General features: G+C 41.7%; 27 protein-coding genes and 1 pseudogene. 19 read left to right on the top strand and 9 right to left on the bottom strand.

Annotated features, from left to right (window positions below; genetic code table 11):
- The first annotated feature begins 78 nt into the window (after positions 1–78).
- The 3 genes from AC2D3N_RS01045 (at position 79) to AC2D3N_RS01055 (ending at position 5,873) form a co-directional block, all read left to right on the top strand.
- On the top strand, positions 79–4,113 hold the full coding sequence (locus tag AC2D3N_RS01045; RefSeq protein WP_484693725.1) for a DNA-directed RNA polymerase subunit beta': 4,035 nt from the start codon (positions 79–81) through the stop codon (positions 4,111–4,113).
- A gap of 233 nt (positions 4,114–4,346) precedes the next feature.
- Complete coding sequence (locus AC2D3N_RS01050; RefSeq protein WP_079677060.1) at positions 4,347–4,553, top strand: RNA-binding S4 domain-containing protein; 207 nt, start codon at positions 4,347–4,349, stop codon at positions 4,551–4,553.
- 105 nt (positions 4,554–4,658) lie between these two features.
- On the top strand, positions 4,659–5,873 hold the full coding sequence (locus AC2D3N_RS01055; protein ID WP_484692522.1) for an RNA-guided endonuclease InsQ/TnpB family protein: 1,215 nt from the start codon (positions 4,659–4,661) through the stop codon (positions 5,871–5,873).
- Between the two features lie 12 nt (positions 5,874–5,885).
- Here AC2D3N_RS01055 and AC2D3N_RS01060 read toward each other — a convergent pair whose 3' ends face one another.
- The gene (locus AC2D3N_RS01060; RefSeq protein ID WP_079677062.1) at positions 5,886–6,428 is read right to left on the bottom strand and encodes a pentapeptide repeat-containing protein; all 543 of its coding nucleotides are present in this window, start codon (positions 6,426–6,428) and stop codon (positions 5,886–5,888) included.
- Positions 6,429–6,777: 349 nt separating this feature from the next.
- On the opposite strand from AC2D3N_RS01060, the gene AC2D3N_RS01065 reads away from it, so the two are divergent.
- The 3 genes from AC2D3N_RS01065 (at position 6,778) to AC2D3N_RS01075 (ending at position 9,398) form a co-directional block, all read left to right on the top strand.
- A complete protein-coding gene (locus tag AC2D3N_RS01065) occupies positions 6,778–7,068 on the top strand; it encodes a hypothetical protein (protein WP_079677063.1) in 291 nt (96 codons plus the stop codon).
- Positions 7,069–7,296: 228 nt separating this feature from the next.
- Positions 7,297–9,024, top strand: a complete 1,728-nt coding sequence (locus AC2D3N_RS01070; RefSeq protein ID WP_484692523.1) for a succinate dehydrogenase/fumarate reductase flavoprotein subunit — start codon at positions 7,297–7,299, stop codon at positions 9,022–9,024.
- Between the two features lie 80 nt (positions 9,025–9,104).
- A complete protein-coding gene (locus AC2D3N_RS01075) occupies positions 9,105–9,398 on the top strand; it encodes a type II toxin-antitoxin system Phd/YefM family antitoxin (RefSeq protein WP_200816787.1) in 294 nt (97 codons plus the stop codon).
- A gap of 124 nt (positions 9,399–9,522) precedes the next feature.
- Here AC2D3N_RS01075 and AC2D3N_RS01080 read toward each other — a convergent pair whose 3' ends face one another.
- Both AC2D3N_RS01080 and AC2D3N_RS01085 read right to left on the bottom strand, forming a co-directional pair.
- Positions 9,523–9,885 (bottom strand): aspartyl protease, encoded by a 363-nt coding sequence (locus AC2D3N_RS01080; protein WP_484692524.1) that lies wholly within the window; start codon positions 9,883–9,885, stop codon positions 9,523–9,525.
- The gene (locus AC2D3N_RS01085; protein WP_484692525.1) at positions 9,882–10,199 is read right to left on the bottom strand and encodes a hypothetical protein; all 318 of its coding nucleotides are present in this window, start codon (positions 10,197–10,199) and stop codon (positions 9,882–9,884) included. Before AC2D3N_RS01085 ends, AC2D3N_RS01080 begins: the two co-directional genes overlap by 4 nt.
- A 194-nt stretch (positions 10,200–10,393) precedes the next feature.
- Between AC2D3N_RS01085 and AC2D3N_RS01090 the strand changes: the two genes are divergently transcribed.
- The 6 genes and pseudogenes from AC2D3N_RS01090 (at position 10,394) to AC2D3N_RS01115 (ending at position 12,791) form a co-directional block, all read left to right on the top strand.
- Positions 10,394–10,648: a hypothetical protein gene (locus tag AC2D3N_RS01090; protein WP_484692526.1), complete on the top strand. Its 255-nt coding sequence runs from the start codon at positions 10,394–10,396 to the stop codon at positions 10,646–10,648.
- 15 nt (positions 10,649–10,663) lie between these two features.
- Positions 10,664–10,996: pseudogene (locus AC2D3N_RS01095) on the top strand (type II toxin-antitoxin system PemK/MazF family toxin); the annotation flags it as partial.
- A 133-nt stretch (positions 10,997–11,129) separates the two neighbouring features.
- Positions 11,130–11,393, top strand: a complete 264-nt coding sequence (locus AC2D3N_RS01100; RefSeq protein ID WP_484692527.1) for a hypothetical protein — start codon at positions 11,130–11,132, stop codon at positions 11,391–11,393.
- 364 nt (positions 11,394–11,757) lie between these two features.
- Complete coding sequence (locus AC2D3N_RS01105) at positions 11,758–11,976, top strand: hypothetical protein (RefSeq protein ID WP_027255377.1); 219 nt, start codon at positions 11,758–11,760, stop codon at positions 11,974–11,976.
- Complete coding sequence (locus AC2D3N_RS01110) at positions 11,969–12,361, top strand: pepsin/retropepsin-like aspartic protease family protein (RefSeq protein WP_484692528.1); 393 nt, start codon at positions 11,969–11,971, stop codon at positions 12,359–12,361. The genes AC2D3N_RS01105 and AC2D3N_RS01110 overlap by 8 nt, the downstream gene beginning before the upstream one ends.
- A gap of 64 nt (positions 12,362–12,425) precedes the next feature.
- On the top strand, positions 12,426–12,791 hold the full coding sequence (locus tag AC2D3N_RS01115; RefSeq protein ID WP_484692529.1) for a type II toxin-antitoxin system VapC family toxin: 366 nt from the start codon (positions 12,426–12,428) through the stop codon (positions 12,789–12,791).
- 130 nt (positions 12,792–12,921) lie between these two features.
- Here AC2D3N_RS01115 and AC2D3N_RS01120 read toward each other — a convergent pair whose 3' ends face one another.
- From AC2D3N_RS01120 to AC2D3N_RS01130, 3 genes are all read right to left on the bottom strand, one after another.
- Positions 12,922–13,719 carry a YqaE/Pmp3 family membrane protein gene (locus tag AC2D3N_RS01120; RefSeq protein WP_484692530.1) on the bottom strand — a complete coding sequence of 266 codons (798 nt, stop codon included), beginning with the start codon at positions 13,717–13,719 and terminating at the stop codon, positions 12,922–12,924.
- 133 nt (positions 13,720–13,852) lie between these two features.
- On the bottom strand, positions 13,853–14,137 hold the full coding sequence (locus tag AC2D3N_RS01125; protein ID WP_484692531.1) for a hypothetical protein: 285 nt from the start codon (positions 14,135–14,137) through the stop codon (positions 13,853–13,855).
- Positions 14,138–14,196: 59 nt separating this feature from the next.
- A complete protein-coding gene (locus AC2D3N_RS01130; protein ID WP_484692532.1) occupies positions 14,197–14,457 on the bottom strand; it encodes a hypothetical protein in 261 nt (86 codons plus the stop codon).
- A 315-nt stretch (positions 14,458–14,772) separates the two neighbouring features.
- On the opposite strand from AC2D3N_RS01130, the gene AC2D3N_RS01135 reads away from it, so the two are divergent.
- From AC2D3N_RS01135 to AC2D3N_RS01145, 3 genes are all read left to right on the top strand, one after another.
- Positions 14,773–16,140, top strand: a complete 1,368-nt coding sequence (locus tag AC2D3N_RS01135; protein ID WP_484692533.1) for a helix-turn-helix domain-containing protein — start codon at positions 14,773–14,775, stop codon at positions 16,138–16,140.
- A gap of 176 nt (positions 16,141–16,316) precedes the next feature.
- Positions 16,317–16,595, top strand: a complete 279-nt coding sequence (locus AC2D3N_RS01140; protein WP_156090665.1) for a hypothetical protein — start codon at positions 16,317–16,319, stop codon at positions 16,593–16,595.
- Positions 16,592–17,011 carry a type II toxin-antitoxin system VapC family toxin gene (locus AC2D3N_RS01145; RefSeq protein ID WP_079679883.1) on the top strand — a complete coding sequence of 140 codons (420 nt, stop codon included), beginning with the start codon at positions 16,592–16,594 and terminating at the stop codon, positions 17,009–17,011. Before AC2D3N_RS01140 ends, AC2D3N_RS01145 begins: the two co-directional genes overlap by 4 nt.
- 145 nt (positions 17,012–17,156) lie before the next feature.
- Here AC2D3N_RS01145 and AC2D3N_RS01150 read toward each other — a convergent pair whose 3' ends face one another.
- On the bottom strand, positions 17,157–18,032 hold the full coding sequence (locus AC2D3N_RS01150) for an ABC transporter ATP-binding protein (RefSeq protein WP_484692534.1): 876 nt from the start codon (positions 18,030–18,032) through the stop codon (positions 17,157–17,159).
- Positions 18,033–18,287: 255 nt separating this feature from the next.
- Here AC2D3N_RS01150 and AC2D3N_RS01155 point away from each other — a divergent pair, with 255 nt between their 5' ends.
- The 3 genes from AC2D3N_RS01155 to AC2D3N_RS01165 all read left to right on the top strand — a co-directional run bounded on the left by AC2D3N_RS01155 (position 18,288) and on the right by AC2D3N_RS01165 (position 20,764).
- Positions 18,288–19,631 (top strand): gluconeogenesis factor YvcK family protein, encoded by a 1,344-nt coding sequence (locus tag AC2D3N_RS01155; RefSeq protein WP_234996718.1) that lies wholly within the window; start codon positions 18,288–18,290, stop codon positions 19,629–19,631.
- Between the two features lie 80 nt (positions 19,632–19,711).
- Complete coding sequence (tsaE, locus tag AC2D3N_RS01160) at positions 19,712–20,185, top strand: tRNA (adenosine(37)-N6)-threonylcarbamoyltransferase complex ATPase subunit type 1 TsaE (RefSeq protein WP_484692535.1); 474 nt, start codon at positions 19,712–19,714, stop codon at positions 20,183–20,185.
- A 108-nt stretch (positions 20,186–20,293) separates the two neighbouring features.
- Entirely contained in the window at positions 20,294–20,764 is a 471-nt protein-coding gene (locus AC2D3N_RS01165; RefSeq protein ID WP_484692536.1) for a DUF2141 domain-containing protein, read from the top strand.
- 104 nt (positions 20,765–20,868) lie between these two features.
- Here the strand turns inward: AC2D3N_RS01165 and AC2D3N_RS01170 are convergent, their stop codons facing one another.
- Positions 20,869–21,138, bottom strand: coding sequence for a YciI family protein (locus AC2D3N_RS01170; protein ID WP_079679878.1), 270 nt, complete (start codon positions 21,136–21,138; stop codon positions 20,869–20,871).
- 37 nt (positions 21,139–21,175) lie between these two features.
- Complete coding sequence (pheT, locus tag AC2D3N_RS01175) at positions 21,176–23,671, bottom strand: phenylalanine--tRNA ligase subunit beta (protein ID WP_484692537.1); 2,496 nt, start codon at positions 23,669–23,671, stop codon at positions 21,176–21,178.
- A gap of 293 nt (positions 23,672–23,964) precedes the next feature.
- On the opposite strand from pheT, the gene AC2D3N_RS01180 reads away from it, so the two are divergent.
- Positions 23,965–25,641: a protein kinase domain-containing protein gene (locus AC2D3N_RS01180; RefSeq protein WP_484692538.1), complete on the top strand. Its 1,677-nt coding sequence runs from the start codon at positions 23,965–23,967 to the stop codon at positions 25,639–25,641.
- Positions 25,642–25,693: the final 52 nt, after the last annotated feature.

Raw genomic sequence — 25,693 nt, forward strand, 5'->3', positions numbered from 1 at the left:
GAGACGTTGCATGCAACGTCTCTACATTGATTAATCTTGCACTGGTAACTGATAACTGATAACTGATAACTGATTTACATCATGACTAACAAAAAAATCTTTCGGAATCAAGTTATTGATAAAGGACAATTAAAGAAAATCATGTCCTGGGCTTTTATGAATTATGGCACGGCTCGTACCGCCCAAATTGCCGATGAATTAAAGGAATTAGGGTTTACCTATGCCACAAAAGCCGGGGTTTCTATTAGTGTTGATGACTTACAGATTCCCCCTTCCAAAAAAGCCTTATTAGAAGAAGCGGAAGAAGAAATTAGAAATACAGAACGCCGTTATATTAAAGGGGAAATTACCGAAGTTGAACGGTTCCAAAAAGTTATTGATACTTGGAATGGGACGTCCGAAGCCCTGAAAGATCGGGTGGTGGAAAACTTTAAAGCCAGTAACCCCCTGAACTCCGTTTATATGATGGCCTTCTCCGGCGCCCGGGGGAATATTTCCCAAGTCCGTCAGTTAGTAGGAATGCGGGGATTAATGGCCGATCCCCAAGGGGAGATTATTGATTTACCGATTAAAACCAACTTCCGGGAAGGCTTAACCGTTACGGAATATATTATTTCCTCCTATGGGGCGCGTAAAGGTCTAGTAGATACGGCCCTACGAACCGCCGACTCAGGGTATTTAACCCGCCGTTTAGTAGACGTTTCCCAGGATGTGATCCTGCGGGAAATTGACTGCGGAACCAGCAAGGGGATTTGGACTCGCAGTATGACCGATGGGGAACGGGTGTTAATTCCGATCAAAGATCGGTTAATGGGCCGGGTGTTAGGGGAAGATGTTCGCCACCCGGAAACCGGAGAAATTGTCACATATCAGTCAGAACAGGCGGTGAAAAATCACTCCGTGAGTGAGGAGTTAGCCCTAGCTATTCAGGAAGCCGGGGTTGAGGAAGTGCTATTGCGATCGCCTCTAACCTGTGAAGCCAATCGTTCCGTCTGTCAACATTGCTATGGCTGGAGTTTAGCCCATGGTCATAACGTTAACCTGGGGGAAGCGGTGGGAATTATTGCCGCCCAGAGTATCGGCGAACCCGGAACCCAGTTAACCATGCGGACATTCCACACTGGAGGGGTATTCACCGCCGAAGCCGCCGGAATGATCCGAGCTCGAATTGATGGGGTAGTCAAGTTCTCCAAATCCCTGCGAGTCCGTCCCTTCCGTACCCGTCACGGGGATGATGCCTTTATCGTGGAAAGCACCGGCCAGATTATTGTCGAAGGTGGCGGAAAAAACACCGAAAAACACAGTATCGCCCAAGGAACAACGATTATTGTTCAAGAAGGCCAAAGGGTCAAAGCTGACGAAATCCTAGCGGAAATTGCCGCTGGGGGTCGGACAGCCCGGAAAACCACGGAAAAAGCCACCAAGGACGTGGCCACGGACTTAGCTGGGGAAGTCAAATTTGCTGATGTGGTTCCCGAAGAAAAAACCGACCGTCAAGGGAACATGACCCGCATCGCCCAACGGGGGGGGCTGATTTGGGTTCTCGGAGGAGAAGTGTATAACCTGCCCCCGGCGGCGGAACCATTGGTCAAAAATGGTGACCAGGTGCATCCAGGAAGCGTTCTCGCCCAAACCAAACTGGTTTCTGAGCATGGGGGATTAGTCCGAATTCGGGAACAGTTTGCTCCCGATGAGCTACCTCGGGAAATTGAGATTATTACCGCTTCGGTATTGCTGGATCAAGCCTTAGTTCGCTTAGTACAGATGCAGGGACGGGAACAACATATTATTGAAACCAATAGTAACCATCGCTTCATGCTCAAAGTCAGTCCGGGTTCCAAAGTGGAAAACCACGATGTGATTGCGGAACTGATGGATGATAGCTACCGCACCAAAACCGGGGGGATTATTAAATACGCCGGGGTGGAAGTCGCCAAACGGGGTAAGGGAAAACAGGGTTATGAAGTCACCCAGGGAGGCACTTTATTATGGATTCCCGAAGAATGCCATGAGGTGAATAAGGATATTTCCCTACTGTTAACTGAGGATGGACAGTATGTGGAAGCGGGGATGGAAGTGGTTAAGGATATCTTCTGTCAGAGTAATGGGGTGATTGAAGTTACTCAGAAAAATGATATTCTGCGAGAAATCGTCATCAAACCCGGGGAACTGCATCTGGTGGATGACCCGGAAATGGTGATGGCGATTGATGGCCAGATTGTCAATCCCGGCCAAGAGGTGATTCCGGGAATTGTGTCTCAGGACTTGCATTATGTGGAATATGTGGAAACTCCCGAAGGCCCAGCCTTGCTGTTGCGCCCTGTGGTGGAGTTTAGCGTTCCCGAAAATCCTACTGTACCTTCTCAGGAATCTCTGAACGAATCTATTGTCCTGCGAGCCGTGCAACGTTTAACCTATAAAGATGGGGAACGGGTACGGTCTGTGGAAGGGGTGGAACTGCTACGAACCCAGTTAGTGATTAGTATTGGCATCGAAGCCCCGCAGTTAGCGGCTGATATTGAGTTACTGCCCGATGAGAATGACCCCGATGTCAGGAAGTTACAGTTAGTGATTTTAGAATCCTTGGTAATTCGTCGGGATGTAATTGCTGATGCCACCCAGGGTAGTACCCGCACTCGGTTACTGGTCAAGGATGGAGATGAAATAGAAAAAGGCGCCGTGGTCACCCGCACGGAAATCATGTGTAAGGAAGACGGGATTATTCAGGGGATTCGGTCGGGGTCGGAAATTCTGCGCCGTTGTTTAGTGGTACGAGATATTGACCAAATGACCATTGAGTTGCCCGAAGGCGTTAAACCGACGGTGAAATTGGGTCAACTGTTGGTAGAAGGGATTGAAATTGCTGAAGGGATTAAGCTATCGGAGTCCGGTCAAGTCATTGCCGTTGGTGACAAAATCGTGGGTCAGGGGACTATCCCGGTCACGGGAAATCAGATTACCCTGCGTCGGGGTCGGCCCTATCGGGTGTCTTCCGGTGCCATTCTCCACGTTAAGGACGGAGACTTGGTACAACGGGGGGATAACTTGGTGTTGCTGGTGTTTGAACGGGCCAAAACCGGAGATATTATTCAAGGGTTGCCCCGAATTGAAGAATTATTAGAAGCCCGCAAACCCAAGGAAGCCTGCGTTTTAGCCCGACGTCCGGGAACTGCCCAGGTGACGATGGATGATGACGTCACCGAACTACGGGTGATTGAAAATGATGGCACGGTTACGGATTATCCCCTGGGTTCGGGTCAATCCCCAATTGTCTCCGATGGTCACAAAGTAGAAGCCGGACAAACCCTGACCGATGGCCCTAGCAATCCCCATGAAATCCTAGAAGTGTTCTATGACCATTATCTGGAACAGGGGGAAGGAATGTATGATGCGGCTTTGGGCAGTTTCCGCCAGTGTCAAGCGTTCCTGGTCAACGAGGTGCAGTCGGTGTATCAGTCCCAGGGGATTGATATTTCCGATAAGCATATTGAGGTGATTGTCCGTCAGATGACCTCTAAGGTGCGGATTGATGATGGGGGCGATACGACTATGTTACCTGGGGAATTGGTGGAACTGCGCCAGGTGGAACAGGTGAATGATGCCATGTCGATTACTGGAAGTGCCCCCGCCAAATATACCCCCGTGTTATTGGGGATTACCAAGGCGTCCTTAAATACCGATAGCTTTATCTCGGCGGCTAGTTTCCAAGAAACCACCCGGGTCTTGACTGAAGCGGCGATTGAGGGCAAATCCGACTGGTTACGCGGTCTCAAGGAAAACGTGATTATCGGACGCCTGATTCCGGCGGGAACGGGATTCAATGCCTATGAGGAATCCGGTAATGCCGAGTATGGCTTCGATAACGGGACGTTGTATTTGGATGAGGAAGACGAGGACGAACTGCGGGATGTGGTCTTGGATGATAAAACCGCCCGGGTCTATAACAGTTTTGAACGGGAATTACCCCCAGAACCCAAAGCAGCAACCTCTAGTTTCGGCAAAGGCAGCAAAGTCCTATTTGAAGATAGTGAAGATGATCCTTTATTATCGGCTATCCTCGATGATGAGTTAATTGATGACGAATACGAAGACGACGAGGACGAAGACGAATAAAATCAGTTATCAGTCATCAGTAAACAGTTATCAGTTAGGAAGTTTACAGTTAATTTTTTATTAACTGTAAACACTGATAAATCTTACACTGATAACTGATATAGCAGTCTCTACATCTATTAGGACATTCTTGAAAGCTAAAAGCTGCTCACAGTAAGTATTTACCTATAGCGAGATTGCCTATTCCCTATTGCCTCTTGCTATAACTGTTTACTGTTTACCGATTTTGATTTATGTCTGAAACCATTAAACTCGATCAATTTCTAAAATTTATGGGTGAAGTCTCCACCGGGGGACAAGCCAAAATCCTAATTAAATTTGGTGATGTTGAAGTCAATGGTGAGGTTGAAACTCGCAGGGGACGAAAGTTAGTCACAGGGGATAAAGTGTTGGTTAATGGAAAAACCTTAACGGTTAATTTATCGGAAAAATGGGTTTAAAACCCCTAAGTTCTACTTAGGCTTTTTATTGTAAACCTTTGTTGCAATATCAACCAATCTTGTGCCCAAAAATATAGGATAAGAAATCAGGCTAGAGGTAAGGCAATGTTAGTGTTTGAGTTCAAAACTTACGGAAAAGCCAGTCAGATTGAAGCAGTAAAGGAAGCAATTCGTACAGCACAATTTGTCCGCAATAGCTGTTTACGCTATTGGATGGATCATAAAAAAATAGATAAGTACGATTTAAACAAATATTGCGCCGTGCTTGCTAAGAATTTTCCGTTTGCTAATGAACTCAACTCTCAAGCCAGACAATCTAGTGCTGAACGAGCCTGGTCTGCTATTAGTCGTTTTTACGAGAACTGCAAAAAGTCAATTCCTGGTAAAAAAGGATATCCCCAATTCCAGAAAAACTGTCGTTCTGTTGAGTATAAATCAACGGGTTGGAAACTTGCAGATAACAGAAAATCCATAAAGTTTACCGATAAAAAAAATATTGGTGAACTCAAGTTAAAAGGCACACGCGACTTACACTTTTACCAAATTAGCCAAATAAAACGGGTGAGGTTAGTAAAACGTGCAGACGGCGTGTATGTTCAATTCTGTGTCGATGTTGACCGGAAAGAAAATACAAAACCTTCTGGAAATACTATTGGACTAGATGTGGGCTTGAAGGAATACTACACCGATTCAAATGGAGTCACGGTTGAGAATCCTAAATTTCTCCGTCAAGGTCAAAAGGTTCTTAAACGTTCACAACGTCGGATTTCCCGAAAAGTCAAAGGTTCAAAAAATCGAGGCAAAGCTAGACAGATTTTAGGGAAACGCCACCTCAAAATAAGTAGGCAACGTAAAGACCATGCTGTGAAATTAGCACGGTGCGTAGTTCAGTCTAACGACTTGATAGCCTACGAAGATTTGAGAATTAAAAATCTGGTAAAAAATCATTGTTTAGCTAAGTCTATTAATGACGCATCTTGGTATCAGTTTCGGGTCTGGATTGAATATTTTGGGAAAGTATTTGAAAGAGTCACGGTAGCGGTAAATCCGCAATATACCAGCTCATATTGCTCTAGTTGCGGTGAAATTGTTAAGAAAACGCTATCCACTAGAACCCATGTTTGTAGGTGCGGTTGTGTCATGGATAGAGATGAAAATGCAGCTAGAAATATCCTTAGTCGAGGATTGAGTACCGTAGGGCATACGGGAACTTTCATGCTAGACATGAGCAACGCTTTGGGAGAATCGACCTCTACTCGGGCTGGAGAAATCCTGTTCGAGCAAGTTGGCTCTATGAACAAAGAATCCCCACGCCTTTAGGCACAGGGAGTGTCAAAACATTGATAATAGGACTTGACCATTGGGCATAATCGTATTGTAAATCATGGCATCCTCATGATTAAACCCGATGGCATCGGTTAGGTTAGCATCGGTTAAATTAGCGGCTTTAAAATTGGCTTTGTGTAAATCGGTATCCCGTAAATCTGCCCCCACTAACCAGGCATTTTCTAAATTACATTCATATAAAGTTGCATCGCTTAAATCTGCTTGATAAAGATTAGTATAACTTAAATTAGCTTGAGTTAAATTCGCTCCATTGAGATTAATATGGGAAAGATTTGCCCCCATCATTTGGGTGCTATATAAACTGGTTTGTTTCAAAATGGCATAACTCAAATTCGCCCCCATTAAGTTGGCCCCGCGCAACGAAGCTCGACTTAAATTTGCGTAACTGAGATTTGACCCACTCAAGTCCGCCCCGATAAAGACTAACTTACTTAGATCACAAGTTTGCAAATCTGCCCCTCTTAAATCCACCCCTTTAAAACTCCATTCTCCTTTTGCCTTTCGCTGCAATAATTCCAACCCATCCATAATATTCAGCCTAAATCCCATTCATTTCATTTTGTCTGATGAATTGCCAATCTAGGCTCTCTAAATCTTGTGATTTATACTTCATCGAGTTTACCATAACAAATTTTAATTTGCTCTGCTAAGTCAAAAAGCAAAGAAAGTAAAGTGATTTCATATCTCTTAAGCAATAAGAATTAAAGTTAGATGTTAAGAATCCCTGAAAGAATAAAGAATTGAGTATTTTCGATGCCGAATGTTTGACAGAATGTAAAGTTAAATTACAACTGTGATTAAAATGTTGAGAAATTTTCCAAAATTGAATCAATCCTTTAACCTGGAAGTTTAAAGTAATATTATCGAGAGAGAACCAATGCAAGATCTGAAAAAGTATCGTATTCGATGCACACTAACCTATGGCGATATCTATAGCCAAATCATCGTTTGGTTAATTGTCATCTTTATCGCCTTAGCAACTTCCCTAGCCCTGTGGAGTACAACCCGTCAAATTTATGCTTTAGCGACGGTTGGCCTAATTGTTGTGCTGTCTTTACCTTTCCTGCTCTTTGCATTCGTCACCACTTTATTTAACCATATTGAAATTTTATCCGTAGATCCCTTGATTGAAGACGAACCCAGTCGTGCTGAATTTCCGGCTTCCTAAACAAATCAGTTATCAGTGTAGGGGCGGGTTCATCAAAATTTAGGTGATTAACAAAAATCTAAAAGAACCCGCCCGTACCAGTTATCAGTTAATAGTTAAGAAGTTTACAGTTAATTGATTAACTCTTATGCTGATAACTCTTATGCTGATAACTCCTTAACTGATAACTCCTTAACTGATAACTCCTTAACTGATAACTCCTTAACTGATGACTGATAACTGATTAAGATGCTAGAACATGATGTGATTATTGTTGGGGGCGGGTTGGCAGGATGTCGGGCGGCGGTAGAAATTGCCCGGACTAACCCCAGCTTAAATATAGCCATTGTTGCCAAAACTCACCCCATCCGCTCCCATTCCGTGGCCGCCCAAGGGGGTATTGCGGCTACTTTAAAAAATATTGATGAAAGTGATAGTTGGGAAGCCCACGCCTTTGATACGGTCAAGGGTTCAGACTATTTAGCTGACCAAGATGCCGTCGAAATTTTAGCCAAAGAAGCCCCGGATGTCATTATTGATTTAGAACATTTAGGCGTCTTATTTTCCCGTCTTCCCGATGGTCGCATCGCTCAACGCGCCTTCGGCGGCCATTCCCATAATCGCACCTGTTACGCCGCCGATAAAACTGGTCATGCGATTTTACACGAACTGGTGAACAACCTGCGACGCTATGGTGTGCAGATTTATGATGAATGGTACGTCCTGCGCTTAATCTTAGAAGATGGACAGGCGAAGGGTGTGGTCATGTTCCGTATTAATGACGGACAGTTAACCGTTGTGCGGGCTAAGGCGGTGATGTTCGCCACCGGGGGGTACGGTCGGGCGTTTAATACCACTTCCAATGATTACGCTTCAACGGGGGACGGGTTGGCAATGTCGGCGATCGCGGGAGTTCCCCTGCAAGATATGGAGTTTGTCCAGTTCCATCCCACGGGATTATATCCGGTGGGGGTATTAATTTCCGAGGCTGTGCGGGGGGAAGGCGCCTATTTAATTAATAGTAATGGGGAACGGTTCATGGCGACCTACGCCCCGAGTCGGATGGAATTAGCACCCAGAGATATTACCTCTCGGGCGATTACTTTAGAACTGCGGGCAGGCCGGGGAATTCACCCCGATGGTAGTGCGGGGGGGCCCTATGTTTATTTAGATTTGCGACATTTGGGACGGGAAAAAATCATGAGTCGGATTCCCTTTTGTTGGGAAGAAGCCCACCGTTTATTAGGGATTGATGCGGCAGTGGAACCCATGCCTGTGCGTCCAACAGTTCACTATTCTATGGGAGGTATTCCGACTAATATTAATGGGCAAGTTTTAAGCGGTATTGATAGTTTTGTGGATGGCTTATTTGCCGCAGGGGAAGCCGCCTGTGTGTCGGTACATGGAGCCAATCGTTTAGGCAGTAATTCCTTATTAGAATGTGTGGTTTATGGAAAAAGAACCGGGGCGGCTATTGCCCAATTTGTGCAAAATCGCAAGTTACCAACAATTGATGAACAGCGTTATTTGAAAGAATCCCAAACGCAATTACAAGGGTTATTAGATCAGTCAGGAGACTATAGAATTGGGAAACTGCGCCAAGAGTTCCAAGATGCCATGACGGCTCATTGTGGTGTGTTTAGAACTGATAATATTATGCAAGAAGGGTTAAGTCAAATTCAAGAATTGCAAAATCGTTATCAACGGATTTATTTAGATGATAAAGGCAAATGTTGGAATACGGAATTAATTGAAGCGTTGGAGTTAAAAAGTCTGATGATCGTGGGAAATATGATTTTAACTTCTGCCTTAAATCGTCAGGAAAGTCGAGGTGCCCATAGTCGAGAAGACTATCCTCAACGCAATGATGAAACCTTCCTAAAACATACTTTAGCTTATTATTCTCCGGTGGGTATTGATTTAGCCTATCGTCCGGTAAAAATTACCCTATTTGAACCCCAAGAACGCAAATATTAAAGTAGTGAGGCGTTCACGCATCCTAGCCCTAAAGGGCTTACTACAATCGAGATATAATAGTAACAATATGGTAACTTAATATGACCACAGTTCAAAAAATAGTAGATATTAGTGTAGCACAAATGAGTGTACAAGAATTATTACACCTGGTTAATGAAGGGACAGAGATTTTACTGACAGATGGTAATAACCCGTTGGCTCGTCTAGTTCCTATTTCTCAACAAAATGTACCTCGAATAGCCGGACTACACCGGGGAGAAATATGGACAAGTAATGATTTTGATGCACCATTACCAGATTTTGGGGAAGATAGAAATGTGCGATCGCACTTTGGGGAAGAAAGGGGCGAAACAATTATTCAAGGGTTAGAATAGTAAAAAAATAGTTGAGAGATGATATGCTTGGAAAAAATTGCAGCAAGTAATGTCTGTGCTGATATTAGTGATCCGGTGAAATGGCAGCGAGAGTTACGTCAAGATCGATTGACAGAATCAGTTATTACCCCAATGTGAGAACTCCCGCCAAAAAATTCACCGCTAACGGCAAAATTGTTAACCATCTCGAACCGAGTAAAACTTCAGGAATCTCATCACCTGCAAAAACTGGAATCTCGAATTCTTGTTCACCTAATAGTATTTTGCCAGCATAAACATCAAAAGTGCTTTCTCCTTGTGCTGTGATCATTTCATTTTGCCGGATGAATTGCCAATCCAGACCATCTAAATCTTGTTTGTTAATTGCCAGAAATTCTGTAAATCCCGTATCTAGCATTGCCTCCACAGTTAGATTTAAGCCATCAGCAGTAATCAAATCAATTTCAAAAAACAATTCACCCCTACTTCCAAAAGTACCCTGAATCATATTTTGCCAGTAGCTCCACTTTCATTTAAGCAAAACATACAATGTACGGCATCAGGGTATTTATGACGTGCTTCTTGACTAGCTACTTCTTGATCTTTGTCAATGAAATAGTCGCCGCTGTCAGGTTCAATGGCAATATACCAGCCATAGTGTTCTGCGATGAGAGCGGGGCGAACTTGCTCAAAAATTGCTCGACAACGCTTATGAAATACTTCGCGTTCAGCTTTGCGTCGAGCTAGTGCTTCGGGTGATAAGGTGTGTTCTGGGAATATTCTGCCGCGAGGTGGGCTTTTTTTTGGTAGTGATTGAGTCATGGAGTTAAATCTTCAGGACTTATACCTCTTAGATCCTAACATACTTTTGTATTTCCTTTTAAAAGTATATTAAATCCATTTGATTAGGTAAAAGAAGGGTGATCGCATTTTTGAAAACGAAGTGCGATCGCATTTCCCTCCATCCTAAATTGCTATAATAACAACCAACAAAAAAAATCTCAACATCAAGCATAATGTCTACTTACAGCGAGGTACTGAGTCAGGCTCAAAATCTCACTCCTGACGAGCAACAAAAACTTTTAGAAGTATTGTTAGCATTGATGCGCGATCGGGTAACAACCCAAACTCAGGATAAACGATCAGAAATTGATGCAGCACTGATTGAAATGACACAAGATCCAGAGTATCAATCTCAAGTGCTACAGATGGAGGCTGAGTTTGCGGTAGCGAGTTGGGAAGCGTTGCAATTGGGGGAATCCTCAGTATAAACACCGGGAGAAGTCTATGATGCTCGACTTGAACCTGTTGAGGGTTCTGAACAAGGAGGAACCCGTCCTGTTATTATCGTTAGTCGAGCTACAATCAATACATATAGCCCTGTAGTTTTAGCTATTCCCTGCACTACTTATCAAACTGGTAAACGAGTTTATCCGACTCAAGTATTAATTAAAGCTCCCGACGGTGGATTAACCAACGATTCTATAGCTATGGCAGATCAAGTACGGGTATTATCTAAATCTCGTTTATTGAGTTTACGAGGAATACTTAGTGATGAAGCAATACTTCTGCTGAATCAAGCTCTATTAATTGCGTTGGATTTGCCTGGTCAAGTTTAATCGCATTTTGGAGAAGATCAGAGTGCGATCACATTTTTGGGGAAGATAGAAATGTGCGATCACCGTTTGGGGAAGACAGGGACGAAACAGTCATTCAAGAGTTAGAATAGTAAAAAAATAGTTGAGAGATGGTATGCAGAGAATATATGAAGCTATATTGAAAGGCAACCTTTTAGAATGGGCGCGGGAGGTTCCCAAACAGAGCGATCGCCCTATTAGAGTTTACGTTACTTTTCAAGAAGATAGATCGAGTCTAAGTGCTGAGTTTCGTCGCCAAAAAACAGTTGAAATATTGGAAAAAATTGCAGCAAGTAATGTCTGTGCTGATATTAGCGATCCGGTAAAATGGCAGCGAGAGTTACGTCAAGATCGTCCACTTCCAAGTAGGGATAAATAATGCTACTGGATAGTAATATTATTATTTACGCTTCCCAACTGGAAAACGCACAGATTAGGCAGTTTATTGGCGAACATGACATAGTTGTATCGGCAATAAGTTACGTTGAAGTGTTAGGTTATCATCGACTAACTAAAGACGCTTGGTGCGATCGCCTTCTTCTCTGTACTTGTGGATCTGTTCCAAAATTGGGTCTTTGTACATCGCTACTCTCCCAGTGCAATAAGGCAGAAGGCAGAAGGGAAGAAACCTTGTATATTCAGCTTTTTGCCTTTTTTCAAGTGGTGGGTTATTTCTGCCAAGCTGCACTAGAGGCTCAATCGCTTATGATAAATGTATTATCGTATGTCTGGGAGTTTAAACCATGTCTCTCGCTGAGTTAATTCCTTTGGTGAACAATCTGAGCCAGTCAGACAAATTATCTCTCTTCAAACTCCTAGCTGTGCAAATCCCAAAGGCTGAATTACAAGTTATTTTTTCTGCATCAGAGTATCCGGTTTGGTCGCCCTACGACGCAACGGAAGCTGCAAACATTCTGATGCAGATGATTCGGGATGACCAAGAGGCATCTACTCATGCCTAGTACAATCGAGTTTCCCTTTTCTGACGATGAAGCATTACCCACGATTCCCATCACTCTGAGTCATGCAGGCTTTTCTGTCTCCGCGAATGCACTGCTAGATACTGGGTCTGCGGTCAACCTATTACCTTATGACATAGGGGTGCAATTGGGTGCAATTTGGGAGGAACAAACTGTCCGCTTGCCATTGACTGGAAATCTTGCAAGGGTTGAGGCGCGGGGTGTATTTGTGTATGTTCAAATTGGGAATCTGGAACCAGTTCGTCTAGCATTTGCCTGGGCACAATCCTCTCAGATGCCCTTAATTCTTGGGCAAACCAACTTCTTTCGAGAATTTGATGTTTGTTTTCAGAGATCGCGATGCACGATCGAGATTATCCGCTTCTAATAAGCGTCGATGTCGATAAATTAAGTGAAGCGCGATATCGTCCACTTCCAAGTAGGGATGGATAATGCTACTTGATAGTAATATTATTATCTACGCTTCCCGATCAGAAAACACGCAAATTAGGCAGTTTATTGGCGAACATGACATAGTTGTATCGGCAATAAGTTACGTTGAAGTCTTGGGCTATCACCGACTAACTGAAGATTATAGATTGTATTTTGAGGAGTTTTTTGATGTTGTGGAGGTTTTACCGATTTCTAACGCTGTACTTGATCAAGCAGTGGCGTTGCGACAGATGAGGAGAATGACTCTTGGGGATGCTATTATGGCGGCAACAGCTTTGGTTTATGGCATAACTTTAGTTACAAGAAATATAGACGATTTTCGGTGGATTGCTGAACTCACATTAATTAACCCGTTTGAGGCTTAAGAAAGATGGGCGATCACACTTCGGAAAATGAAGGGCGATCGCATTTTCCTCACTCTTGAGCAGAAATTGCTATATAGAATTCATTTGATTAAGTTGGGCGACTTGTTTGCGGAGCCTAGGTATCTTTTTTCTACTCAAGACATTTACGAAGTCGATCAAATAAGACTGTCATAGCACAGTAACAACTGTTACTATGAGGATGATATAGGACTGGTAAATGACCTTTTGGTGCTGAAAAATCATAAATATATTTTATGTCTGATTTCCACCCTAATTTGTTATTGAATTTACGCCAACTTTCAAACAAAGCAAGTTGGCGAAGTTGTTCGTCGGTCTTTTCAAGTTTTTCTCGATTAGCAAAATCTTTTTCCTTAAGGTACATACTCAAGAAAATATCAGACCAAATGTCATCTTGAACGCTAATACCAAAATATCCTTTACTATATTTTACCCAGAGTCTATCTATAGTGCATATATCTGTACAAGGAATACTTTTTGGTCTCTCAGGGTCAACACTAACCCTTCCAATATCTATAAAGAAAAACTCCTTGAAAATAGATTCAGTTTCTTTATTAGCGGATTTAAAATCCTTAACTGCTAGAAAATTTCTTAGGTTTCGATAATCTATTCCTACTGCTGAACTTAGATCGTCATTTAGTTGACTTTCGTCAATAGTCGGGTATTTTATTTCATTAGGATTAGGAAGACTAGAAGTTTTAGCTTCATTTTTATTAACTAAGGCATTGTGATTAAAAAGCAGCCAAAAAGCGTGGATAACTCCCGGAATCCAGGTAAAAAATAATGTGAGTACCAGGTTTATCCAAAAATGAGCGCCAAGCCCGACCGTCAAAAATACGCCAAGCGGGGGGAAAAAAAACGCTGCGAGTATGTGACTAATCGGAACGGATCTTTTCTTAATATCGCTCATATTTATACTCCAATTTAAAATTATCAATGATATTAAGAAGAAGAATCGCCCCCTGCACCCTCTCGCATCCTTTTGGCTATTGCATAGTAGATTCGAGGGAGCGATCGCATCCTGTTAGATGTATACTAGCTATTTATCTAGCCCTTTTCTCTGCATCTGTAAGGGCTCTCTCAGTCCAACTACCATTTCGTTTGTTCAGAACATAGGCTATGATATTTTGATTGTTTTGATCGCGAATCAGCAGGTTCCAATTTCCATCTCTATCCTCAAAAGAATGGTGATGTACAGAATTAGCATTACCGGAAACTGGTTCTATCGTGACACCCCCATCTCGGCGATCTAAGTCTCTATCGAAATCTATCAACTTCACCGTGATCTGATTACCGTCAGGTAATCTGAATTTTACTATTTCAGACATAACACACTCCAAATTACTTAAACTAGCTGGATGTAGAAAAAGAATATGCTAATGCGCGTTTATAAAACTCCTTTACCTTTCAAATATGCTACGGCTGTCTGTACAACTTCTCTCATCCCACTACGATTTCTTTTGCTGAAGGAAGTATGGTTGTAAGTTAAATCACCTGTTTCTGGATTGTAATCAAAGTTTACATGGGGGTATCTGGTTGATTGACCTATTTGACGTACTGAAATTGTGTAAGTACCATCAGGCTTAGGGTCTGTCTCGTCTTGGTACTCGTGAACACCATCTCCTGCTGGTTCCCATTTTCCACTCATAAACGTTTAGATTTCTAACTTAGGTTGATTACTATAGCAATCCTATTTGATTTGTGTTCAAAATTCCTGATCAAAAGGGAACAGGGAACAGGAAATAGGGAATAGGGGTAATACTTCTGACTATTTCATATCAGTATTGAAATGTTACAACCTATTTAGGATTGCTATAGCTACTAAAACAAGATTATCTATTCAATATAAAGCCTGTCAATCCAAAAAATCCTGACTTTCCCAGAAAAATAAATCTGAATTATCCGAAATGTACGAAAGATACGATATAATACTATAATACTCAAATTGTAAGATCTCTCACCTATGGACATCGCAGAAGTCTTAAAACTCGCGGATGAGCTAGTCCTTGCAAAAACAGGAGAACACCTGGACTGTCTGCAAGAAGCTATTTTACGTGGAACTTTACAAGATCGGACGTACTCAGAAATTGCAGAAGAAGTTTACTTAAGTACCAGTCATATTAGAAATTTAGGGTCAGTATTATGGAAAATTCTTTCAGAAGGAGTGAGTCAAAACGTGACAAAGGCAAATTTTAGATTAATATTAGACAGTGGTAAAATTTACAATTTTTCATCTGGTCAGGGTCATGTAGCGATTAATAACCTCAACTTTTGCCCAGAAAAAACGCGATCGCCCACATCTCCCCAAAACCCCGAACAAACTCCCAAACAAATCCACATAGACTTAGGCGACGCACCCGAAATATTCAGCTTTTTCGATCGCACTCCCCAACTCTCCACCCTCGAAAACTGGATAACACAAGATCGTACACGCTTAATCGCACTTCTAGGAATCAGTGGTATTGGCAAAACCACCCTTGCCCTTCACCTAATTGACCAAATCAAAACCCAATTTGATTATATCATCTATCGGAGTCTCCGCTTTTCCCCTACCTTAGAAAAATATCTTTCCAAAATCCTGAAAATTTTCTCCGAATCATCAGAAATCCCCCAAAATATCGAAACCAAAATTTCCCAAACTCTCGATTATCTGCGAAAATACCGATGTCTAATTATTTTCGATGACGTGCAGGCACTTTTTAGCAGTGGTCAACTTGCTGGACAATATAAATCAGGCTATGAAGATTATCAGTTATTTTTTAAACAAATCACCGAAGTTAATCATAATAGTTGTTTTCTGTTAATTAGTTCCGAAAAACCTAGGGAAATTGCCGAATTAGAAAAATCAAATTCCCCTATTCATTCTTTAGTTTTAGGGAGTTTAGGTCTAGGCGCGAAAGAGATTTTAAGCTCATATCAATTATTAGATACAGAAACCTGGGAAACCCTGATTAATACCTATCAAGGCAACCCCCTCTGGTTAAATATAACCGCTGCCCTGATTCGAGAATTATTTAGTAGTAAAGTTGCTGATTTTTTGGAATATGATATGCCCCTTTTAGATGAATCATTACAATCGCGTTTAGAGCAACTATTAGGAAGATTAACAGAAGAAGAAGTTGCAGTAATCACTCAACTTGTCCAAGAAACAGAAGGAGTTCTCCTATCAGAAATATTAAACAAAATAAAATTATCTAATTCCGACTTAATTAATGCGATAAAATCCCTGTGTATGCGATTTTTATTGGAGACACAAGAGCGGGAAAAAATAACTTTTTTTAGTTTAAATCCGGTGGTGGCACAATATGTCAAAACTAGGCAAAAGCACTAATTTATTTTCTCGTTTCCAGGCTGGAGCCTGGGAATGCTATGATTGACGCTCCGCCTCTATTGTTGACGAGTGGCAGAGCCACCATTTTAGCATTTCTAGGTAGAACCTAGAAACGAGGGAACGAGGGATTGAGAAATAATGTTAAAATCAAATTGTTACTTAACCGCTAAAATAGGATGAATTCACTAACAGAAGTTGAAGCGGCTATTCAAAAATTATCTGCTATTGAAGTCCGTCAACTGGCAGAATGGTTACAAACTTATTTGAATACTGAAGGGAATACAGAACACGAAAAAGAAACCGAGCAAAAGATAACTTTTGTTCAAAATCAACAAAATGCTTGGGATATCTTAGAATCAATAACGGGAACTGTTGAGGCTCCTCCAGATTGGTCAATCAATCACGATCATTACTTATATGGAACAGCAAAACGTTATCCAGATAATTCTCAATGAGCAATTCCCGTTTACTGCTAGATACGGTTTTTATTCAAGCCTTATTAAATCCTCGTGATCAGTATCATGATCAAGCTAAAAAATGGTTAAATCCCGTTAGAAATGCAGATGAAGTATGGGTAACAGAAGCAGTTTTAACGGAAGTTGCTAATGCGTTGAGTGCTATTAATCGGAATCCGGCTGTTAGATTTATTCAACAATGTTATCAGACAGACAATATTTATGTTGTTACTGTAGATACAAATTTACTAACTCGTGCGCTTCAACTTTATCAAGCACGCCCTGATAAAACTTGGGGTTTAACAGACTGTATTTCATTTATTGTTATGGCAGATAAAGGTTTAATCAATGCAGTAACGGCTGACCTTCATTTTATACAAGCTGGTTTTAGAGCTTTATTATTAGAAAATCCTTAATAAAGAGGAAAAGTCTACTCCCCATTATCTATCAAGGATTTAAGAGGATTACGGAGATTAACCCTGCCCTCGACTTGATTGGGGGACAGATTAAAATCCGTGAAATCCGTGAAATCTTCTTAAATCCGTGATCCCCATTAATATATTATTTAGCCACTTTAATCGGCCCATCAATACTACCACTAAAAAACTGTTTTACGATCGCGCTATCGGTGGTAAATGCTTCCTGAATTGTTCCTTGCCATTGCACTAAACCTTGATATAAAAAAACAATCCGATCCGCCGTGCGTCGAATCGTACTATCTTGATGGGTCACAATACTATAGGTACTGCAACCTTTTCCACTATGTTGTAAATCCCTAATTAAATCTTCAATAACCGTTGATGCAATCGGATCTAACCCGGCGGTAGGTTCGTCATATAAAATCACCTCTGGAGTCTCCCGAGGATTTTCTGGATTTGGCATAATTGCCCGGGCAAAACTCACCCGTTTTCGCATTCCTCCCGATAATTCGGCGGGATAGCGATCGCCAATATTAGGCAACCCGACCATTTCCAATTTCTCATTCACTAATTCCCTGATTTTTTTAGTAGGTAATTTCGTATGTTGATAGAGTAAAAAACCGATATTTTCTGTCACCGTTAAAGAATCAAATAAAGCCGCCTGTTGAAATACCATAGCAATTCCAATCGGATCAGTAATATCATCTACCCATCCTTGCCGTTTTTTTCCTAACACATAAACTTCCCCTTCATCGGGGGGCAAAAGTCCGGCAATAATTCGCAAAATTGTTGATTTTCCCGTTCCTGAAGGGCCGATAATTCCCAAGGCTTCTCCCCGATAAATCGTTAAATCAACCCGATCTAAAATCCGTTGCGAACCAAAGGCTTTACTCACTCCTTTTAATTCAATTAAAGGTTCTAAAGATTCTGATTGCTTTGATAAAACCAAGTTATCCTTAAAATCGACGGGTTCAACTTTAATCCTTGGAGTTTTTCCCTTGTTACCGTCTTTGATCATTTCGCTAAACCCTTCTTATCATGTAACTTCTACCCGATACGGTTGTTAAGCAAACGATTTAATCGTTATCATCACTTTGATCTCCCTCGTTGAGAAAAATTAAAAACACCGATAGCCCGATGGGATTAACCTCTAGTCCGTTATTTTACGATCAGTACAACCTCGCGTAGTCTAAATTGTCTGTAAAAGCCTGTATATCAGAGTAAAACACTATCTATGTCAACTGGTTTGTTCAAACACACCCTCCGCAGAATTATGAAACTCAGACTCCATCTTGGCCTATCGAACTATCGTTCTCCCCGGATGATTAACCAATGGTTTAAATGGTTATCTCCTGGGTTGTTTATCAAGCGGTGGATGGCGGTTAGCGCCACGGGGGTGTTAGTGGCTAGTTTAGGGTTGGCAATCTCGACGGGAATGACTCCGATTTATTACATCCTACAACTGCTGAAAAATTTATTAGGATGGATTACCACCGTTGTGCCAAATTATATCTCGGGGCCATTGATGATTGCCTTGGGGGTTGTCCTAGTTCTTTGGAGTCAAACCCGCAGTCTCAATTCCATTAGTGAAGCCTTTTATCCGGTCGGAGATGAACAATTAGTCGATCGTTTGTTGAGTCATCGCCGATTATTACGGGGGCCGAAAATCGTGGGGATTGGGGGCGGAACTGGGTTATCGACTCTATTGCGGGGATTGAAGGAATATAGTGCGAATATTACCGCCATTGTTACTGTGGCAGATGACGGCGGATCTTCAGGACGGTTACGTCGAGAAATGGGGGTATTGCCGCCGGGAGATATTAGGAATTGTATCGCCGCCCTAGCTGATGAAGAACGATTATTAACGGAATTATTTCAATACCGATTTACCGCCGGAGATGGATTAACCGGACATAGTTTCGGAAATTTATTCTTAACTGCAATGAGTGAAATTGAAGGAGATTTAGAACAGGCAATTGCCGCTAGTTCTAAGGTATTAGCCATTAGAGGTCAAGTCCTACCCGCCACATTAACAGATGTTAATTTATGGGCAAAATTAGCCGATGGTCGCCGAATTCATGGGGAATCTAGTATTACTGAAGCTAAGGGAAAAATTTTGACAATTGGTTGTATTCCCCCCAACCCTCCCGCCCTACCAAAAGCAGTGCAAGCGATTTTAGAGGCAGATTTGATTATTATTGGCCCTGGTAGTTTATATACAAGTGTAATTCCTAATTTATTAGTTCCAGAAATCGCCGCTGCCATTGCTTCTCGAAATGTTCCTCGAATTTATATTTGTAATATTATGACGCAACCAGGGGAAACCGATGGTTATACCGTTTCCGATCATATTAAAGCCATTGATAAAGCCTGCGGTTATCAATTATTTGATGCGGTGTTAACTCAAGGAACAGTTCCCCCAGCTAATGCTTTAATTCGCTATGCTCAAGAAGACTCTCATCCAGTTATTTTAGATCGAGATCTGGTTAAACAATTGGGTCGCAGAATTGTGATGAGTAATGTTATGGATGTTGATCCCGATACCGGATATTTACGCCATGATCCCTATCGGTTAGCCCAAGTTTTATTAAGATGGTTTGGCAAAACTAACCCATAGGTTAGAGAGTCCTAAAGGACTCACTACAAAGTAGTAAGCCCTTTAGGGCTTAATCTTTTCTAAACTATTCATATAAAATTATGACTCAATTCCATTTACCCAATGCCCAAGCAACCCATGAATTAGGGAAACAATTAGGGCGATCGCTCCCAGCCAATAGTATTCTATTATTAGAAGGGAATTTAGGAGCCGGAAAAACAACTTTTGTTCAAGGTTTAGCAGCAGGTTTAGACATTTCTGACTGCGTTGAAAGTCCGACATTTACTTTGATTAATGAATATCTAAATGGCAGGATTCCTCTCTACCATTTAGACTTATATCGATTAGAAGCATCGGAAATTGAACACTTGAACTTAGAACAATATTGGGAAGGAATCGAAGTAGAACCCGGAATTATTGCCATTGAATGGGCGGATCGTTTGCCCTATAAACCGGAAAGTTATCTAAAAATAGAATTAACTTATACAGAAAAAGGTGATCGTCTTGCCACTTTATTTAATATCGGTCAGGAGAATTTTAATCTGGATTTAGATCAGATTGAATTTCTAAATTGAGTATGAATTGGAGGCGATCGCCAAACAAAACAACTTTACAAAACCATTGAATTATGGGATAATTTAAACAGACTAATCCCCGTTTAACCCATTTCCTAAAATCCCCCAATGATTCAATCTGCAAAACCCTTAATGTTTCTGACTTCTTTCCTTTTTGTCAGTATTTTTTCGGTTTCTGTTAATGTTCATGCTCAAACCAAAAGCAAAATAACCCTGACTATTGATGGGTTTAAAAATAAAAATGGACAAGTTTGTGCGAGTTTATTTGCGAGTAATAAAGGCTTCCCCAGTAATGGAGATGATGCCATAAAAAGCGGTTGTGTGAGTATTACAGAAGTTCCTGTGGTGATGAATTTTGATAATTTACAACCAGGTAGTTATGCTATTGCCGTTATTCATGATGCGAATAACGATAAAACGGCTAACCGAAATGCTTTAGGAATTCCCACCGAAGGATTTGGTTTTTCTAAAAATCCCACCATTCTCACCGGGCCCCCCAAATTCAGTGATGCGGCGGTGGTGGTAGCGGGGGAAAACACTAAGATTAATATTAAATTACAGTATTTTTTAGGGGGTTAGGGTTGACACCCCCCCGCCGTGAATGGGCGGGGATTTCATCTACTTCAACAAATCAAAAATGGATAATTTTTGAAATTTTGGGTGGGATAAATTTAGCCTTAATCTTAATAGACTTGAATCCAGGCTTTAACATCATATTCCGTCCAAATCCCATTTTGCCAATAGGGGTCAGACTCAATTAACTGACGCACGGTTGCTTCATCCTCCGCCTCATAAATCCCAAATATTTTAGTAACATCCTGAGTCGGGCCAATGGTTAATAAAACTCCCGATTCTTTTTGTTGTTTTAATCGTTCTAAATGTTCCGCCCGATAGGGTTCTCGTTTCTCAAGAACGTTCTCACAATAGCTTCCGAACATGACATATTTTGGCATAATTGTTGCTGATTGATTGTTGATTGTTGACTAATATCTAACTTCTGAGACTGACGTTAAATTGTTGCACTAAAGCATCTCGGACTTTTTGTTGGAAGGGATCAATATCGCTATCAGTTAAGGTGCGATCGCTCACCCGATAAACTAAACGAAAAGCCAAACTCCGTTGACCTTCAGGTACATTTTTCCCCCGATATTCGTCGAAAACCTCCACCGATTCTAATAAATTTCCGGCGGCTTTGGTAATACAGCGTTGAATATCTGCGACCGCTACCTCGACGGGGACGAAAAAAGCAATATCGCGATCGGAAGCGGGGAAAGCTGAAAAAGGTTTGAACTTACGAACTAAATTAGAGGGGCGATTCATCCCTTCTAATAATACCGATAACTGGAATTCAAAGGCATAAACTTGATTCGGTAAATCCTGTTTTTGACACAGTTGCGGATGCAATTGTCCGAAAATTCCTAACCGTTTTCCCTGTAACCATAAAGAAGCGGTGCGTCCGGGGTGTAACAATTCTAGGGTAGATTCCGGTTTATATTCAACGGTTAAATTCAAGCGCTGAAATACCGCTTCTAAAATCCCTTTAGCTTCAAACCAAGTTAGGGGTTGCTCTTGACCACTGCGAACCCAACGGCCAAAACTAGAGTCTCCTCCCATAATCCCAGCAACAGCATCTTGTTCTTTATATTGATCCCCTTCTTTCCAGAAAATTCGACCGATTTCAAAGCCATTTAACGGCCCATTGCCATTTTCTAAATTATAGACAAAGGCATCAATTAATCCGGTTAACATTTCGGTGCGTAAAGCCGAATATTCCACAAACAAAGGATTATCTAAAACCACTTGATTATCCCCTGCTGTTTTGACTAGGGAATAGTGCATTAATTCCGTGAGTCCTTCCCCGCGAAAAGCCGCCCGAATTTGTCGGGTTGCCACCTGTTCTAAGGGAAGATAACCCGATACTCCTTGACGGGGTAAAGTGTCACGGAATTGATCATATCCGTAGAGACGGGCAACTTCTTCAATTAAGTCAATTTCCCGTTCTAAATCTCGATAACGATAGGGGGGAACCGTAACTTGCCAAACCACAGAATTATTGGGAGACTCCGTACGGGAGGGTTCTGTGATATCTTTGCTCATTGCCGGAATTTGAATGAACCCGCCCCTACATTTACATCCTAAAGCCGTCAGGGTTTTCTCTACTTCTTCGGGTAATAAATAGGGAGATTCGTCTCGTTTCAGTTGTCCCAAAATAGCATTAATTCTATCTAACCTTAATGTAATTTCAGGAGTCTGAATTTCTAGGGGACTGCGATCGCTTTCTTGACGAGTTGGAGTCCCAGAAGCCAACTCTTTTAGTAATAAAATAGCCCGCCGACAAGCCAATTCTAATTCCGCCTGATTTACCCCGCGTTCATAACGGGTAGAAGCCTCACTGCGTAGTCCTTGTGTTCGAGCGGAACGACGAATAGTGATGGGGGAAAAAATAGCTGCTTCTAACAATATATTTTGAGTTTGGGCAAAAACTTCTGTTTCTTCCCCTCCCATAACTCCAGCTAAAGCTACCGGATAATCATTAGCCGTGATTAACAGATTTTGCTCTTGTAATTTCCGAGTTTGACCATCTAAGGTTTTTATCGATTCATCGGATTTAGCAAACCGCACACCCACGGTTAAATCTTGAGAGTGAGTTACCTGTTTTAGCCGATCTAAATCAAAGGCATGAAGCGGTTGTCCCCATTCCAATAAAATATAATTCGTGACATCTACCACATTATTAATTGGACGCACTCCCGCGGCTTGTAAACGCCGTTGTAACCAATCGGGAGAAGGCGCAATTTTCACTCCTTTAATCATCGTGCCAATATAGATGGGACAGGCGGTTTTATCGGCAATTTCAATTGCTAAATATTCCGATTCATCTGGCTGTGTAATTAACAACTCCGGCGGTTCAGGAATTCTTAAATTTGCCCCGGTTAATGCGGCAATTTCCCGGGCAATTCCCACCATACTTAAGCCATCGGCGCGGTTAGCCGTGGCGGTGACATCTAAAATGACATCATCTAACCCTAATAAGGGTCTAATATCACTGCCTAATATTGGATTTTCTAGGTTAAAACTGTGGATTCCCGAGGACTCTTTTTCTAATCCCAATTCAGCTAAAGAACAAATCATCCCCTCGGAGGAAACTCCCCGCAATTTAGTTTTTTTCAGGGTTAAATTAATTTTAGGTAAATAAGTTCCTAGGGTTGCTACAGCCACAACCATTCCTGCTGCTGCATTGGGTGCTCCACAGACAATATTCAGGGGTTCTGAACCCCCAATATCCACTAGACAAACCCTTAATTTATCGGCATTGGGGTGTTGTTCGGCCTGAATAATTCTTCCCAGGACAACCCCATCAGCCCAGGAACGCCAATCTTCAATATCTTCTACTTCAAACCCCGCCACCGTTAGGGTTTCTGCCAAATTTTGGGGGGTCATCTGGATATCTACCAGTTCTTGTAACCAATTTAGAGAAATACGCATCGTGATTCGCTTTCAATGTTCCTAATCCATTGTTGCATCAAGTCGGGTGTTAAGTGTTGATTATTAAGGTGTTGAAGCTCAACCACTGAAACTCTAAGGATTTTGTGTTATGATTGTGGTGTCAATGCGTTCAAATATTGCTACAAGAGCAAGATTAATAGAAAACGAATGTTTATGCTTCAAGGGTGGCATAGTCGTTGAGGAATAAGTAAAACACAAATCCAGTATCATATCGTCCGTCCTGTGGGTTTTGCAAGTTCCCCGTTCACTGGTAAAAAGCAATCTCAAACATCATGAGCTACTGTGTTAATCCAGCCTGCCCTCAACCTGAAAATTTAGATGATGCCCTCAAGTGCAAGGCTTGTGGTTCAAAATTGCTGCTGAGAAATCGCTATCAGGTGATTCAACCTTTGGGCAAAGGAGGATTTGGGGCAACGTTTCTGGCTGCTGATATGTCCCTACCCGAACAGCCGAATTGTGTGGTCAAACAACTGCGACCCACGGCGACATCGGCTCGAATTTTAGAAATGGCACGGGAGTTATTTCAACGGGAAGCAAAAACCCTGGGTAAAATTGGTGATCATCTTCAGATTCCTAGCCTGATTGATTATTTTGTCGGGGGAAAACAATTTTATCTGGTACAAGAATATGTGGATGGCTGTACCTTAAAACAAGAGGTCAAGGAAAAGGGTATTTTTGACGAGGCAGAAGCCAAAAAATTTCTGCGGGAAATTCTTCCCATATTAGATTATATTCACAGTCAAGAAGTGATTCACCGAGATATTAAACCTGCTAATATTTTACGTCGGCGAATTGATCAAAATCTGGTTTTAATTGACTTTGGAGCCGTTAAAGATCAAGTTAACCAAGCCACAATGATGGGAACTGGACAAACGGCTTTTACTAATTTTGCCATCGGCACATCGGGGTTTGCTCCTCCCGAACAGATGGCCTTGCGTCCGGTTTATGCCAGTGATATTTATGCGGTGGGAATGACCTGCGTTTATTTGATGACCGGGAAGTCTCCTAATTCCTTTGAAAGTAATCAAATTACGGGGGAAATTTTGTGGCAACCCCATCTGGATGTGAGTGATTCTTTTTGCAGTATATTGCAACGAATGTTAGAATTTTCGGTGCAGTATCGCTATCAATCGGCGCAAGATGTTCTGCGAGCATTAGATTCTGAATTTAGTTATGGAGGTCTTTCAGAAGGCATGGTAATGCAGCAGAAGTCTAACTCAACTTCTAACTCGAAATTACCAACTTCTACGAATGAACCTACTGTTTTCAATGAAAATACCGGGTTGATGTTGACTTCAGAAAAAATAGGTGCACAAATTCGGGAAAGGAAACAACGGTTAGCTAAGAAAAAACCAGGAAACCTGGGAGGAGATCAGGATATTCATGATCAAACTGCTCTAATCAGTAGTTTCAGTTCCAATCAAGGCGCTCCAGTCAGCATGATCTCTGATTCTAGTGCAAGTAATAAATTTAATTCTGCTTCTGTCCCGGTAAATTCAGCCCCAAAATGGAATGAAAACACATTAAAAACTGCATATATAAAGGGCAGACGGGATTTTGCAGACTGTGAATTAAGTGGTTTAAATTTAGAAAATTTTGATGGGTCTGGAGCTAATTTTTACGAATCCCGTTTAAGTAATACGAATTTTCAAGGAGCCGATTTAACAGAAGTTAATTTTGGTCGGGCAAGATTAACAAATGTTAATTTCAGAAATGCTAAATTAGTTAAAGCCTATATGAGTAATGCTAATTTGGAACGGGCGGATCTTCGGGGTGCAAATTTGAGAAATGCCTGTTTAAATCGGGCTAATTTGCGAGGGGTGAATCTCTGTGGTGCTAATCTGACCGATGCCATTGTCACCGATGAACAATTAGCCACGGCTAAAATGAATGGGCGTACGATTAGACCGAATGGAAAACGAAAAAGTTGGTGGTGGTTCTGGTTTTAAAGCTGGGTAAGCTGCACAAATATTTTAACAATATTCAAATTTCTGATACTAT

This window comes from Planktothrix sp. PLAVEN19ND (assembly GCF_057220675.1).